Genomic DNA, 13370 nt, shown 5'->3' with positions numbered 1-13370 from the left:
GGAAATATTTAATTTGGGTAATCGCATATATTTTTCCTTTCAATTAAAAAATTAAATTACAAAAAATACACCATTAAAAAATTAATAGCGTAAGTCTAATTTCCATATTTAATCCAATTAAAGAAGACACAAAACTAAGAGCTGTAATATATGTAAATTACTATTTCAATAAAAACCATTGAAAATCATCTAATTTTCATTTTTCCATAATAGTAGAAAAATGATCTTTCGATGAGATAAAAAATTTCATCTTGCGTTCTTATATCTGCAATTTCACTTGAATGGTTAACTAATACTTTGAAAAAAAACTCTAACCAATTTTTTTCTAATACATTCAAAAAGACATTTAATATTTCAATATTAATACCTGTTTCTCCTCTTTCATAACGAGAAACTTGCTGTTGACTTATTTTTAATATTTTCGCTAATTGGTATCCTGTTAGTGACTTATCAATTCTAGCTTGCCTTAAAAATAACCCAACATCTCGACGTAATAATGCATTTGTTTTTATCATATTAATTCCAACAAACAACACCTTCATATAATAAATTAAAAAACAAAATCTGAATTTAAACCATAATTGTTTTAATGTAAAAAAGTGGATATATCCAATCACAGATAGAAGCAATTGAATTTAAATATAGGTTTATTAATTAATTCTGTAAACACGTTTATATCGATCGAACATATATAATTTGATAGTTATTTTCTATTAAATTATATAGCGTCTATTATATAATTTATAAAATAAATAAAAAAACCAAATAAATCAAAATATTAAATAACATAACAACTGAGATAGTAGCAAGATGAATAAATTAAACTCAAAATATTAACGTGCTGGATAAAATAAATTCAAAAGAATAAAACAACGCAAACAATTAAAACAAATAAATCCACTACTTTTACACAAAAATAGGGTTAAATGATAAATTCAACATAAATAACCACAATTAAAATAAAGTAATCACCAATTACTATTTAAATTATTATTATTACCTTAAGTTATCTATCTTAGTGCTAAATAAAAATAACGTATCCACTTACTGCATTCTTTATACATTAATCGCATTTTTTATCTAAACACCTAACATCTAGTTAAAATATCCGCTAGAGTAACGTTAAAAAGGACTCCAAAAATGATAACGAAATTTTACAGTTACCGGCCACAACAAGGTCACGGGCTACCCCATGATCCTATCCCATCACTTATTGGCCCTAGGCCGATTGGTTGGATATCAACCCAAGATAGCAAAGGCAGAACCAATCTAGCTCCCTATAGTTTTTTCAATATCTTCAATTACTCACCACCTATATTGGCCTTTTCTAGCGTTGGAAAAAAAGATTCAGTAACTAATGCCATTGAAACAGGGGAATTTGTGTATAACCTCGCAACCCTTGCACTTGGCGAGCACGTAAATATGAGTAGTGCCACACTGGCACATGGTGAAAGCGAATTTGCATTAACAGGGCTGTCGACTCTACCTTCTACATTAGTTTCTCCCCCTCGCGTTGCTCAAACCCCCGTTTCAATGGAATGTGTTGTCACACAATACCAACAACTGAAACGTGCTGATGGCCAGTTATTGGATACTTGGATGGTGATGGGAGAAGTTGTTATGGTGCATATTGATGAGTCCGCATTGAATGATGGGTTATATGATTGTGCTGGCCAGAAGCCATTATTACGTGCTGGAGGACCCGCCGATTATTATTGGATAGAACAGCAGCAAAATTTAAAAATGTATCGCCCTAAATGACTATAAATCTGAGTAATAATTATCCTCCAGAGGTTTATTACTCAGACCTGTTATTTTTATGGGTAAAATTTGCAGATTAACTGCTCGCTACTTTTTGGATAAGAAAAATGTGCCGTAATTAAATCAAACTGCGTTTCAGAGGTTTGAAAGGGGTTTTCCCTTGCTAAATTACGCGCTGAAAGTCTTGCTTTACATTCGTCATTACTTACCTGCAATACATGAAATACATAAGGGACATCAGATGACTGTGCTAGTGACGCTAACCATTGCCGCTGCATTGGTGTATTCGCAGGAAAATCCATCACAATGTTATTCCCAGCCTGTATTAATTGCTTAATATGGCCTTCTAATACTTGCTTCACTAAAGTACTTTTTTCAACATAGTGAGCCAGTTCAGTAATTTCATTAGGGTAAAGGGCAGCAAGCCACTCATCTTCACAGAGCAAAATAGTACGGAGGGAGTTAGCCAGTTGTTTTGCTAATGTCGATTTCCCTGAAGCAATTTTGCCACAAAGAAAATGCAAACGAGGCGGGTTTTTTAATAATGGTGAGGCTTCTGTTAAATTCATAAATAGCTCCTTACTGAAGAATTAACCAGATAAGGGCAAAAAACCCGCCTTATCTGGCGGGTTTAGGATGTAGCTTATCCCCACCACTAAGTGATGGTAATAATAATGCTTAAGCTAACAGTGCCTTGTAACATATAAATTTCCTAAATAGAATTATTACTAACTTACCTGCAATCTATACAAACCGTCAAACCTACTTGAATGACATTCATAAAAAAATGACCTAAATAAATTCAGGTCATTTTTCTCTAACTAATGTTTGCCATTTTTATGGTGATTAAGCGTTTCTTCTTTTAAATCAAGTTCATCACGTAAACGGTGATATACCCTTTCATTGATATTTTTGCTTTTACGCATTTGATATAACGCGTCCCGTTTCGCTTTTAACGCTGATTTGGACATCTCACGTTCCATATCAATCATTTTGTGTAAATCATAGACATCTGATTCAGTTTCATCTGAATTATCGAGTCGTCTACCATAAATTTCTAACAATTGAGCCCCAACCTCAGTACGCATGGCAATTTCATCCATATCATCCGATGGGTGGTTCATCAGGTCACGTAAATGCGCCATCGCCGCTTCATTTAAAGCCAATCGCGCTCGGATTTCGTCATTATCATAAGGTAAGTCTTGTACCAGCCCTTTCGTTAAAATAGGCAGTGCAATACTGGCAATCAGCAATGAACACAAAATCACGCCCATCGCCAAGAAAATGGCTAAATCTCGATTCGGAAATAATGAGCCATCAGGCATCAATAAAGGTAACGTGAGAATACCCGCTAATGTAATCGCTCCGCGCACACCCGCTGTCGCCATTACCGCCATCATACGAATATGCATGACATCCGCTTCTTTACCACGACGGCGATTATGGAATACCGTTAGCGTCATTGAGATCCACACCCAACTAAAGCGCAAAATAGCCAATGCGACCGTAATCACCACCACATAAACAAATAACATCCAAGGGTGGCTAGCACCTGCGGATTCGGCAACTTCAGGCATATTTGTCCACATACCCGGTAACTGCTCGCCTAACAGGATAAAAATCATCCCGTTCAACGCAGTTTGTACCGTATCCCACACCGCTTTACTTTGCATACGTGTAGCGGCTTGCATGCGCCCTGCAATTTTTTCATAGTGCATGGCAATACCAGCAACCACCGCCGCTAAAATACCGGAGACATGTAGATGTTCAGCTAACAAATAAGCCGTAAATGGCATCAATAAGCTGATCATAATCTGAATAGCAGGTTCTTCCCCTGTACGCTTAACCAATAATTGATTTAACCAACCAATTGCCCAAGCGACCAGCAGACCAATTAAAATTCCGCCAAATGCCACAAATACAAATTGCCCAGCCGCTGAGACAAGGGAAAATGTGCCTGTTAACGCAGCGACCACCGCAAAACTGAAACACACCAAACCCGTTGCATCATTCAGCAATGATTCCCCCTCTAGAATATGCGCCATCCGCGATGGCAATGGGGAATTGACGGTCATGGCAGATACGGAAACAGGATCTGTAGGCGACAAAATAGCCGCCAGCGCAAAAGCGACGGCCAAAGAAATGGCTGGAATGAGCCAATGTATAAAGAAGCCCATACCAATAACCGTGACCACCACGAGACCGATAGCTAACGACATGATCGGCTTAATTTCTTGAAATAAGGCTTCTTTAGGAATACGCCAGCCATCAAGAAACAATAAAGGAGGAATAAATAAAAACAAAAATAGGTGAGGTTCAAACTCAACCGTAAAACCGTATAAAGATAATCCTGCCCCCAATGCTATCTGTATCAAGGGTAATGGAATAATATCTTTGAGCAATCGTGATATAAAAACGCTCACAATAACGGCTAATAAAAAAACGAGTACAAGTGTCACTACTGACATTGATTGCTCCATGTTTAGCTAATCATTAATTATCAGTTATGCAGTAAATAGATAAATTGAATCAATGTAAAGTGGCAATTAATCAATCGATACAAAAATAATAAAATTAAGAAATAGCTTATCTATCATCAGGTTGCGAAAAATCATCACTGACTTAAATACCCATAAAAAACTTATTTATCTATTTGATAAATAAATAGTTAAACGCAATATCAATAATAAGCTGTGTATTGCCATCAAAAATAGGACTAAACCATCATTAATCGACTACTTTGTTGTTTCTTTGGATAAATTTTGACTGCCTAATTTTTTCCTTTTTACCGTTTTTGCATTATTTTTATCCGACGTGCTTTTATCAGCTGTATTGGTGTTTTCAATACTGTACCGCTCAACAAGTTCTTGTAGTACTTGCTTAAGTAGCTTACTTTTACGCAACCCCAAAGGGGCTAAAACGGCTTCTTCGTGTTGCTGAGCTGCAACAAGTAAACCATCGACCAGTGACATTCCACTTGATGTCACACTAACAAGTGTTATGCGCTTATCACTTCCATTATGGTTACTGTGGCGAACCACGTGCCCCTGCTGCTCTAACCGTTGTAGTACGCGAGTAATTGTCGGTTGTTTACTGACCGTTTTTTGTGAGAGCTCAGTGATCCCCATCGAGCCATTGCCTGCTAGGGTGGATAACACTCGCCACTCTAAGACTGACAACCCTTTTTTTTCAACAATAGCATGAAATTCCGATGATACTAACATCCAAGCCTGCCCCAACAGGGCAGGCAAGTAATTATCAACAAAAACCTTTGAGTTTCTCATTCGCTCCCCTTGATAAACTCTTGAATTATTGCATTTGGTTACAACCGCTCAAGAGTAGCAGAAGTCGGCGATAATTCAGCTAAAACTTTCCACTCAACAGGGAACCAAACCCATCAACACGCGTTTCTAAACCCAGCTTTTTTAGCATCATATAAGTCGTTGCCACCGAAGAAGACAGTACCGGTAAACCTATTCTGTCTTCAATTAATTGTATTGAAGGTAGTGAAGGCATTTGTACACATGCAGAAGCCACAATTGCATCTACTTGGGTGTTTAGTTTTTTCGTAATTTCCACTGGGGCTAATGGGTTTTGCCGACCCACGTCTAAATTATCGGGGATTTCCAATGAAATACTATCTACCACTTCAATGCCTTCACTTTCAATATAATCAATCACTAACTGCGTCAACGGCTTCATATACGGCGTTAGAATAGACACTTTTTTAGCACCCATTGCATGTAGGCCATCAACTAATGCTCCAGCACTCGTCACGACAGGTGCTGGATGGCCATTATCTACCGTACGTTGAAATAAACGTTTTTCCGAAATGCGATGGTAACCTTTCCCCATGCTCATAATCGCAACTAAACAGGCATACCCCAGTACATCAACCGCAGCATCTGACAGCTCAATAGCACAGCGGTCACTATCGGAGTCCATTTTTGCCAACTCCTCTTTGGTCACTTTTTGCATGCGCATACGGCTTGAATGAAAGGTAAAGCGCTCCGCAAACAGCGCTTCTCTAACTCGTAATATGGCCGGAATTTCTGTTTCCATCGTGGTATTTGATGATGGGACAATCTGCCCAATACGATATGTACGTGCTAAATTCATACCTCATTCTCCCCAAATGACTCACTTGATTCTGGAAATGCGTTTAAGGCTTCACTGTCTTGTCCATTACCGTGAAAACGTGCTGCCGTTAATGGCCGGCGGTTTACTTGTAAATCGAAGATATCAAAACGGTTATAATGGCCTGTAATATCATGCATTTGTCGTGGCTGAATACAGCGATTCAAATCAATTTCACCATAAACAATGCCTTCTTTGTCAATCAAAGGTTGGCCTACAACCCGCCCATCAGGCCCGATGATCCCTGAGAAAGCACTATTTGGTCGAGCCAGTAACTCACGGGCTTCTGGATGGGTTACAGACATTGCATCAATAATTTCTTCTGACACGGTCGAACACGAAACAACCGTAAAAACTTTACCTTCGAAACAGTGGGCTGAAGCGCGTAAACGGATCGCCTCAGCCATGTCGTAATCTTTTGGTGCAACGGGTAAGGCGATATAGCTCGCAATATGGACTAGTTCGCCTTGCGCCAATAAAGCAAAACGGGCCAATGTATTGGTATTTTCCCCACACGCTAACGCCCCAAGTGGCCCAATACTGGTCTGGTGCACTTTTAATGAAGAGGCATCTCCATTTGCCCACGTTAATTTTTCTGCCCATGTTGGGACTAATTTACGATGACGCCCCAGAATCCTTCCTTCATCAGAAATTGTCACTAACGTATTATATAACGTAGCAACGCCATTAGGATTTCGCTCATTCACACCAATCACAACATTGATGTGATGGCGTGCGGCAGCTTGAGCAATTTTTTGTATTTCAGGTCCTGGAATTTCAATGGCAGATTTGCACAGTTTTTCAAACCATGGGCTGCCATCTATCGGGTTCATCACCCAACTCCAATAAGGGTAACCAGAAATAAAAACCTCTGGAAATGCGACCAATTTCGCCCCGTTATCAGCCGCTTCCTCAATTAAATGACAAACTTTATCTACCGTCGCATTGGTATCGAGAAACACCGGAGCGGCTTGTACCGCAGCGGCTTTAAATGTCTGCAAATTAAGCATGTTTCCCCCTTAAACGGCGACAACTGGATGGCGCAGTTCACCAATATTCTCAACATATGCTTCAATCACATCTCCCGGCCATACCCATTCTTGTGGTGTTCTCCCCGCTCCTACCCCTTCAGGAGTACCTGTGGCAATAATGTCACCGGGTTCTAATGTGATCCCTTGGCTAATATCTTCAATCAATGTATTCACATTAAATAGCATATGACGTGTATTTGAGGATTGTTTGGTTACACCATTCACCTTCAAGCTTAAATCTAAAGTATGAGGATCTGGGATCTCATCAGCCGTCACAATGCAAGGTCCAAATGGCGCATAGGTATCTTGCCCTTTTGAGTAAATCCATTGCCCTGCACGACGACAATCACGCGCACTCATATCAATCATCAAGCTGTAACCAAACACATAGTTAAGTGCATCTTTTGCCGCAACACTTTTCGCACGCGTACCGATAATCACTGCCAACTCAACTTCCCAGTCTAATTGTTGGGTAATTTTAGCGTTATGTTCAATGGCATCTCCCGGTCCAATCACTGTGGTTGGCGGCTTAGAAAAAATAACAGGTTGTTTTGGTAGCTCTTTTGAAGTGTCTAATGTGCGGCTGGATTCCGCCACATGTTCAACATAGTTCAAGCCAATACCAAAAATATTTTTACGCGGGCGAGGGATCGGCGCCAAAATTTTCACATTTTGTACCGGCCACGCAGTCCCTGCGGGGAATTGCCCTTGATATGTATTCAGGAGTTCTGTACCAACACGCACACCTTGTGGACCTAAATCGATAAAATCCAACATGTTGTCAGGCAAGTACAACCCTTGCTCTTGTGCCAAAAGGGCTAAATCCACTACTTGTTGATTAACAACTGCTCCTAAACGAGCTGCCGCGGTCACATCAGAACGATAAGTTATTAAGCGCATTTTCTTTCTCCTTGAATGAGGTGGCTGCCTCACTCACTTCTTCACGTAAATTGGAATAGTAAAATAATTAAACTAATCAATAAGAAACATAGTATTCACCTAGATAATGACTTTCTGGTGACCATCATTTTCTATTAGAGCCTCTTCATAATAGAGTCCCAAAGAGTGCATTACGGGTAAGTCATTAAAGCAAAACAGACATGCATCTTCGGTTTGTGAAGTATTCACATGTTCATGGAACATCCACGATGGCACGCAGAAAATGTCACGCTCTTGCCAATCAAAACGTTGTCCATTAATCACGGAGTACCCTTGTCCTTTCGCCACTTGATAAATAAAACTCCCCGTATGGCGATGAGCTTTACCCACAAATCCTGGACGTAGCAATTGCATGCTTGCCCCAATAGTTGGCATTACCGGACCACCCGTAAGAGGGTTAGTGTAGTGCATCAAAATATCATCAAATACTGAGCCATCCGCTACTTTCGCCGCACGGCATAATGCCTCGTAGGTTGGCCCCCATTGGTATTTAAATAATGGTGAGTAAGGTTTATTCCACCCAATATCGTGAGGGCGTAATGCAGTTCCCCCCCACATACCCACGGGGTAATCGATAGGTCGTGTTTGCACTTGATGTAAGTCAGGATGCACTTTGTAAAACCCAGCTTCCATGGCGTTGACTAAGGGGATATCTAACCCGTCTTGCCAGATACAAGGTAAGCCATCCTCCGCAACACCGTGTTCATGCCATGTCCCATTCGGCGTCAGTACAAAGTCGTTGGCTTCTAGCATCATTTTTTGCCCTTCGACAATAGTGTATGCCCCACGCCCTTCCATAATAAACCGCAATGCAGAGGACGAATGGGCATGAGCCGAAGCGGCCTCTCCCGGGTGCATGACTTGTAGACCTGAATATAACCAACCGACTGCAGCAGCGACATCTTGGCGGCCTGGGTTATTTAGATAAATCACGCGACGCCCCGCTTTTTCGGGTGTCACTAGTTCAACTGAGCGCAACACATGTTCGCGTAAGTCACGGTAGCGCCATAACACAGGCACTGAGCTTGATTTCGGTTGCCACGGTTCAATCTTGTTTGCAACCGTCCATAATGCACCTGTCTTCAACGCATCTAGTTCTTGGTAATAGGCCACTAGCTCAGGGGTGTCTGCCACATCGGCACGCCCTGCCACATTTTCTCGATATTGGTCATGGGAGTGTGTACTCATGCTGTTTTCCTCTTTGTTTGCCAAAGCCTTTAACGCGATTTCAAGGTTTGAACGAGTTGCTGACGCCCATATTCATACGATGCCGGCCAACGAGTTTCCCACCCATAACGCGTACATTCATGTAAGACCCATGCAGGGTCTGAAAGTAATGGTCGAGATAAAGCGCATAAATCTGCCCGTCCAGCGGCAATAATGCTGTTGACTTGGTCTGCATCAGTAATAGCCCCTACCGCAATAACGGGTATTCCTGCTTCATTACGAATACGGTCTGCCATGGGGGTTTGGTACATCCGACCGTAGACTGGTTGCTGTTGCGGTGACACTTCACCTGAAGAGCAATCAATCATATCGGCTCCCGCTTGCTTCATTGCTCGGCCAATTTCCACCGCTTCATCAACTGTCGTCCCACCATCCACCCAGTCCGTCGATGAAATACGAACAGTCAAAGGTTTTGACCACACTTGACGCACTGCACTAATGACGGCTAACGGAAAACGTAAGCGGTTTTCCAACGTTCCACCGTAGTTATCTGTACGCTGATTAGTTAATGGTGAAATAAAGCTCGACAATAAATAACCATGCCCTGCTTGCAGTTCAAGCCAGTCAAAACCCGCCATTTCCGCTCGTTTTGCTGCAGCAACAAATTGGCCAATCACTGTCGTCATTTGCGCTTCGGATAGCGCTACTGGAGTTTGTGAAATATTCGGTAAATAAGGCAACGCTGAAGCAGAAACTAACGGCCAGTTATCTGCATCCATTGGGTGATTTTCGTTTTCCCACCCTCGCTGAGTTGAACCACGACGCCCCGCATGGCCTAGTTGGATACCAATTTTGGCATCCGTTTTTTGATGAACAAAATCAGTCACACGTTGCCAAGCAATGACTTGCTCATCATTCCAAATACCGACACAGCCTTTTGTCACACGAGCATCAGGGGCTATAGCCGTCATTTCAGTCATCACTAGGCCCACACCGCCTAATGCACGGCTACCCAAATGTACCAAATGAAAATCATCGGGTACGCCCTGATTAGCGCAATACAATAGTGTCGGTGATGCAACCACACGATTGTGAAGAGTGATACCTCGAACGTGATAAGGCGTCAGCATAGGCGGCATTTTTGCCGTTGAAGTGACACCAGTTTGTGCCGCAAACCACTGCTCGTAGTTATCTAACCAAGCTGCATCCCGCACTCGCAAGTTTTCATGGGATATACGCTGTGAGCGTGTTAAGAGGGAATAAGCGAATTGCTCTGGTGCCAAGTTTTCATAACGACAAACATTTTCGAACCATTCTGTCGAATTGCGTGCCGCATTCTGAATTTTCAGTACTTCGACACTGCGTACCTTCTGGTAATGCGCCAACCCTTTACGTAAATCACCTTCTGCTGTTTTTAAACTTTCACACAACTCAATCGCATCTTCTAATGCAAGCTTGGTTCCCGAACCAATAGAAAAATGGGCGGTATGAGCGGCATCTCCCATTAGAACCACAGGAACGTCTTTGCCTTGTGCGGGCTGCGTCCAATGCACCCAATTTTCACAGATGACTCGAGGGAAGCGGATCCAAATTGCGGCACCACGTAGATGCGCTGCGTTAGCAATCAGCTTTTCGCCATCAAGCCACGGCGCAAACAATTTTTCACAATAAGCGATACCATCCTCTTGAGACATTTGGTCAATACCGGCTTTAAGCCAAGTTTCTTCCGTCGTCTCAACAATAAAGGTCGATAACCCTTCTTGAAATTGATAGGCATGAACTTGAAACCAGCCATGCTCATTTTCAGCGAATAAGAAGGTAAAGGCGTCAAAAATCTTCTTTGTACCTAGCCAAACAAAACGGCAACGACGGGGGTCAATATCCGGTTTAAATACATTTTCATAACGTGTACGTACCGCACTATTTATGCCATCAGAGGCAATAAGCAAATCCGCTTGGTACTCTTGAGCAATCGCTTGGTCATCCGTTACTTGAGTTTCGAATACCAGCTCCACCCCCAACTCCACACAACGGTCTTGTAATATATTGAGTAATTTTTTACGCCCAATGCCGATAAACCCATGGCCACCACTGCGGTTACATACACCTTTAAAGTGCACATCGATATCATCCCAGTGGCTAAATTCCGCGGAAATCGTTTTGGCAGAAACCGGGTCCGCTCGGCGCAAATTACTGAGCGTGGCATCAGAAAATACCACCCCCCAGCCGAAAGTGTCATAAGGACGATTACGTTCCACCACCACTACACGGTTCTTTGGGTTCTGTAGTTTCATCAGCAACCCAAAATAAAGCCCTGCGGGACCACCGCCAATACACACAATATTCATGGAATTTCTCCTTTACTTACACGGGTTGCTGAGCGGTTAATGCCTGATACAAGGCGTCTGGAATGGGGATGGCTTGATGCGTTTCTAATGACGTCGTGACATAAGTTTGCGTCACTTGCATGCGCAGTACTCCATCAACACCGACACAGCGTTGATGTAACGTCAGAGACTTGCGACCAATACGCTGTACATGCAGCTCTAGCATCACGTTATCCCCCATTTTGCTAATAGCCTTGAACTCCGCCTCTAGGTGTACCGTCGGCAAACCAAAGCGTTGTTCCATGATGTAACCTGCAAAACCTTGAGGGACTAATTCATCAACCCAGCGTTCAAGTAAATTGTTAAACATCACGAAATACTGGGGGTAAAACACAATCCCTGCAGGGTCACACTCCGAGAAGTGAATTTTGTGTGGCTTAGTAAATGTCAGTAAACTCATGATGTTATCCTTAATTCATCGCTAAACGTTGACGGCATTTTTCCAATTCTTTCCCATGCTCATCGGCCAATGCAGCTTCACGCAGTTCGCGCAAATTGATGGGGGTTAATTTGTTCCCTTGCTGCGCAACGATGTCCATTAGGATTTTAAAATTACGCAACCCTCTCGCATGAGTATCGCTATACCCTTTAACCACGCGTTGGCATTCGGTAATTTCGGTTGCAAGTGCAGGATTAGCTTTCGCTGCTTCAATTACAACCGCTAGCCACTTTTCGATACGCTGCGTTTCTAGTTGATAACGTAATGTCGAACGCCGACCTTTTCGCCATGTGGCTAATAGATACAACTGTAAAAAACCAAATAAAGAACTGGTAGTGATCGTCCGTCCTTTTTCAGTCATTTTGCGAAGCGCTTTGTGTAACCAATGTGGACGCATTAACCAACGACCTAAATTTTTGGGAAGCGTTTCGCAAATTTCTTCAATTCTTGGATGCATGAATTCATTGATCTCCAATAATTGGTTATCTTTTGCCTGTACTTCATTACGAACGCGAGAAAAGCGGCTATCACGAATTTTAAGGTCAGCCACTCGGATGGTGTCTTCATAGGACATCCAAAGAGCTAAGTGGCGCGCGAGCGCACGTTGCAAACGCTCATCTTGTCCACCTTTTTGGGCAAAGAGGTTATTGAGGCGCTCCAAATACAAAGTGGCATAAGCAAGGTCTTGGTAATCGATAAGTCTGCGAGCCCCTTCCGTCACGAGATACTGCACATGAGGAGAGAATTCATGTTGGATACGAGCTAATAGTTGCGATACCTGTTTATTTTTTGGTGAATATACGGTGTTCTTTGTGGATTCCGGCTGATATGCGTCTTCGGGTTTAGCCGCTTTTTCTGCGCCTAATGTGAAAGCCCGCAAACTTGGTTTTACGCCAACGCCTCCACGTACAATCGTTTCTTCAAACTGTGCTCGGCTAAAGGGTAAAACACCGGAACCAAACAACGCACCAAATAAAACAGCACTAATCACACTGCCACTTTCTTGTGCTGCTTGTGCCATATCAAAGTGAATAAACTGACGCGCAGATGCCGCAGTATGGCGAATTAATGCTTGGCTATCGACTCGCCCATCGCCCATGGCGGATTTTTCCGCGATAGAGTAAACGCGGTGTGTTGAACTAATTAATGTTGTGCGCTCTGGGGTAACAAAGCCGCGCTGCACGGCTCTACCCGCTTCCATTAACTCAGAAGCCAAAACGACATCAACATCACCAGGCATCGGCATCAGCGCTAATACAGGAGAAGGCGTTTGTGGGTTATCAGCACCTGGGAATAATTCCACATAATAAATTGTGGCCCCTGTGCGCTGTGCCACGCCAGGCACTGAAGTTGTTTGAGCAAAATAACCGTTTTCTTCACCTAGGTTGACAACCCAGTCGGCAAGTACTCCACCACCTTCGCCGCCCATGGCTAAAATGGCAATTTTAATCGGCTGTAATGCGACTTTTGTTGATGGTAATGCAGTTGATAAAGAATTCATGCATCCCC

12 protein-coding genes are annotated in these 13370 nt (G+C 42.5%); 1 reads left to right on the top strand and 11 read right to left on the bottom strand.

The features are described from left to right. Window positions 1-185: 185 nt before the first annotated feature. On the bottom strand, window positions 186-515 hold the full coding sequence (locus M0M83_RS02395; RefSeq protein WP_248467529.1) for a helix-turn-helix domain-containing protein: 330 nt from the start codon (window positions 513-515) through the stop codon (window positions 186-188). A gap of 625 nt (window positions 516-1140) precedes the next feature. Between M0M83_RS02395 and M0M83_RS02390 the strand changes: the two genes are divergently transcribed. Continuing rightward, window positions 1141-1761 carry a flavin reductase family protein gene (locus M0M83_RS02390; protein ID WP_125892915.1) on the top strand — a complete coding sequence of 207 codons (621 nt, stop codon included), beginning with the start codon at window positions 1141-1143 and terminating at the stop codon, window positions 1759-1761. 56 nt (window positions 1762-1817) lie between these two features. Here M0M83_RS02390 and M0M83_RS02385 read toward each other — a convergent pair whose 3' ends face one another. From M0M83_RS02385 to M0M83_RS02340, 10 genes are all read right to left on the bottom strand, one after another. Further along, complete coding sequence (locus M0M83_RS02385) at window positions 1818-2330, bottom strand: AAA family ATPase (RefSeq protein ID WP_125892917.1); 513 nt, start codon at window positions 2328-2330, stop codon at window positions 1818-1820. A gap of 252 nt (window positions 2331-2582) precedes the next feature. Then, window positions 2583-4229: a Na+/H+ antiporter gene (locus tag M0M83_RS02380; RefSeq protein WP_248467528.1), complete on the bottom strand. Its 1647-nt coding sequence runs from the start codon at window positions 4227-4229 to the stop codon at window positions 2583-2585. 267 nt (window positions 4230-4496) lie between these two features. Further along, window positions 4497-5045 (bottom strand): MarR family winged helix-turn-helix transcriptional regulator, encoded by a 549-nt coding sequence (locus M0M83_RS02375; protein WP_248467527.1) that lies wholly within the window; start codon window positions 5043-5045, stop codon window positions 4497-4499. Between the two features lie 79 nt (window positions 5046-5124). Beyond that, window positions 5125-5880 carry a maleate cis-trans isomerase family protein gene (locus tag M0M83_RS02370; protein WP_282561412.1) on the bottom strand — a complete coding sequence of 252 codons (756 nt, stop codon included), beginning with the start codon at window positions 5878-5880 and terminating at the stop codon, window positions 5125-5127. Beyond that, a complete protein-coding gene (locus tag M0M83_RS02365) occupies window positions 5877-6908 on the bottom strand; it encodes a carbon-nitrogen hydrolase family protein (protein ID WP_248467525.1) in 1032 nt (343 codons plus the stop codon). The genes M0M83_RS02370 and M0M83_RS02365 overlap by 4 nt, the downstream gene beginning before the upstream one ends. A 9-nt stretch (window positions 6909-6917) precedes the next feature. Beyond that, on the bottom strand, window positions 6918-7829 hold the full coding sequence (locus tag M0M83_RS02360; protein ID WP_125892927.1) for a fumarylacetoacetate hydrolase family protein: 912 nt from the start codon (window positions 7827-7829) through the stop codon (window positions 6918-6920). Window positions 7830-7928: 99 nt separating this feature from the next. Next, window positions 7929-9056 carry a cupin domain-containing protein gene (locus M0M83_RS02355; protein WP_248467523.1) on the bottom strand — a complete coding sequence of 376 codons (1128 nt, stop codon included), beginning with the start codon at window positions 9054-9056 and terminating at the stop codon, window positions 7929-7931. 29 nt (window positions 9057-9085) lie between these two features. Further along, window positions 9086-11383 (bottom strand): bifunctional salicylyl-CoA 5-hydroxylase/oxidoreductase, encoded by a 2298-nt coding sequence (locus M0M83_RS02350; protein WP_248467521.1) that lies wholly within the window; start codon window positions 11381-11383, stop codon window positions 9086-9088. A 16-nt stretch (window positions 11384-11399) separates the two neighbouring features. Further along, complete coding sequence (locus M0M83_RS02345; protein WP_102139150.1) at window positions 11400-11822, bottom strand: acyl-CoA thioesterase; 423 nt, start codon at window positions 11820-11822, stop codon at window positions 11400-11402. A 10-nt stretch (window positions 11823-11832) separates the two neighbouring features. After that, on the bottom strand, window positions 11833-13362 hold the full coding sequence (locus M0M83_RS02340) for an indolepyruvate oxidoreductase subunit beta family protein (RefSeq protein WP_248467519.1): 1530 nt from the start codon (window positions 13360-13362) through the stop codon (window positions 11833-11835). Window positions 13363-13370 lie beyond the last annotated feature (8 nt).

The sequence above is a fragment of the Providencia rettgeri genome (genome assembly GCF_023205015.1).
Lineage (GTDB): Bacteria > Pseudomonadota > Gammaproteobacteria > Enterobacterales > Enterobacteriaceae > Providencia > Providencia rettgeri_E.
This window is presented reverse-complemented; position numbering and strand designations above follow the sequence as displayed.

Excerpts from the sequence above, each read along its gene's own strand:
- M0M83_RS02395 (WP_248467529.1), bottom strand. The coding sequence starts at position 515 with ATGATAAAAACAAATGCATTATTACGTCGAGATGTTGGGTTATTTTTA.
- M0M83_RS02390 (WP_125892915.1), top strand. The coding sequence starts at position 1,141 with ATGATAACGAAATTTTACAGTTACCGGCCACAACAAGGTCACGGGCTA.
- M0M83_RS02385 (WP_125892917.1), bottom strand. The coding sequence starts at position 2,330 with ATGAATTTAACAGAAGCCTCACCATTATTAAAAAACCCGCCTCGTTTG.
- M0M83_RS02380 (WP_248467528.1), bottom strand. The coding sequence starts at position 4,229 with ATGTCAGTAGTGACACTTGTACTCGTTTTTTTATTAGCCGTTATTGTG.
- M0M83_RS02375 (WP_248467527.1), bottom strand. The coding sequence starts at position 5,045 with ATGAGAAACTCAAAGGTTTTTGTTGATAATTACTTGCCTGCCCTGTTG.
- M0M83_RS02370 (WP_282561412.1), bottom strand. The coding sequence starts at position 5,880 with ATGAATTTAGCACGTACATATCGTATTGGGCAGATTGTCCCATCATCA.
- M0M83_RS02365 (WP_248467525.1), bottom strand. The coding sequence starts at position 6,908 with ATGCTTAATTTGCAGACATTTAAAGCCGCTGCGGTACAAGCCGCTCCG.
- M0M83_RS02360 (WP_125892927.1), bottom strand. The coding sequence starts at position 7,829 with ATGCGCTTAATAACTTATCGTTCTGATGTGACCGCGGCAGCTCGTTTA.
- M0M83_RS02355 (WP_248467523.1), bottom strand. The coding sequence starts at position 9,056 with ATGAGTACACACTCCCATGACCAATATCGAGAAAATGTGGCAGGGCGT.
- M0M83_RS02350 (WP_248467521.1), bottom strand. The coding sequence starts at position 11,383 with ATGAATATTGTGTGTATTGGCGGTGGTCCCGCAGGGCTTTATTTTGGG.
- M0M83_RS02345 (WP_102139150.1), bottom strand. The coding sequence starts at position 11,822 with ATGAGTTTACTGACATTTACTAAGCCACACAAAATTCACTTCTCGGAG.
- M0M83_RS02340 (WP_248467519.1), bottom strand. The coding sequence starts at position 13,362 with ATGAATTCTTTATCAACTGCATTACCATCAACAAAAGTCGCATTACAG.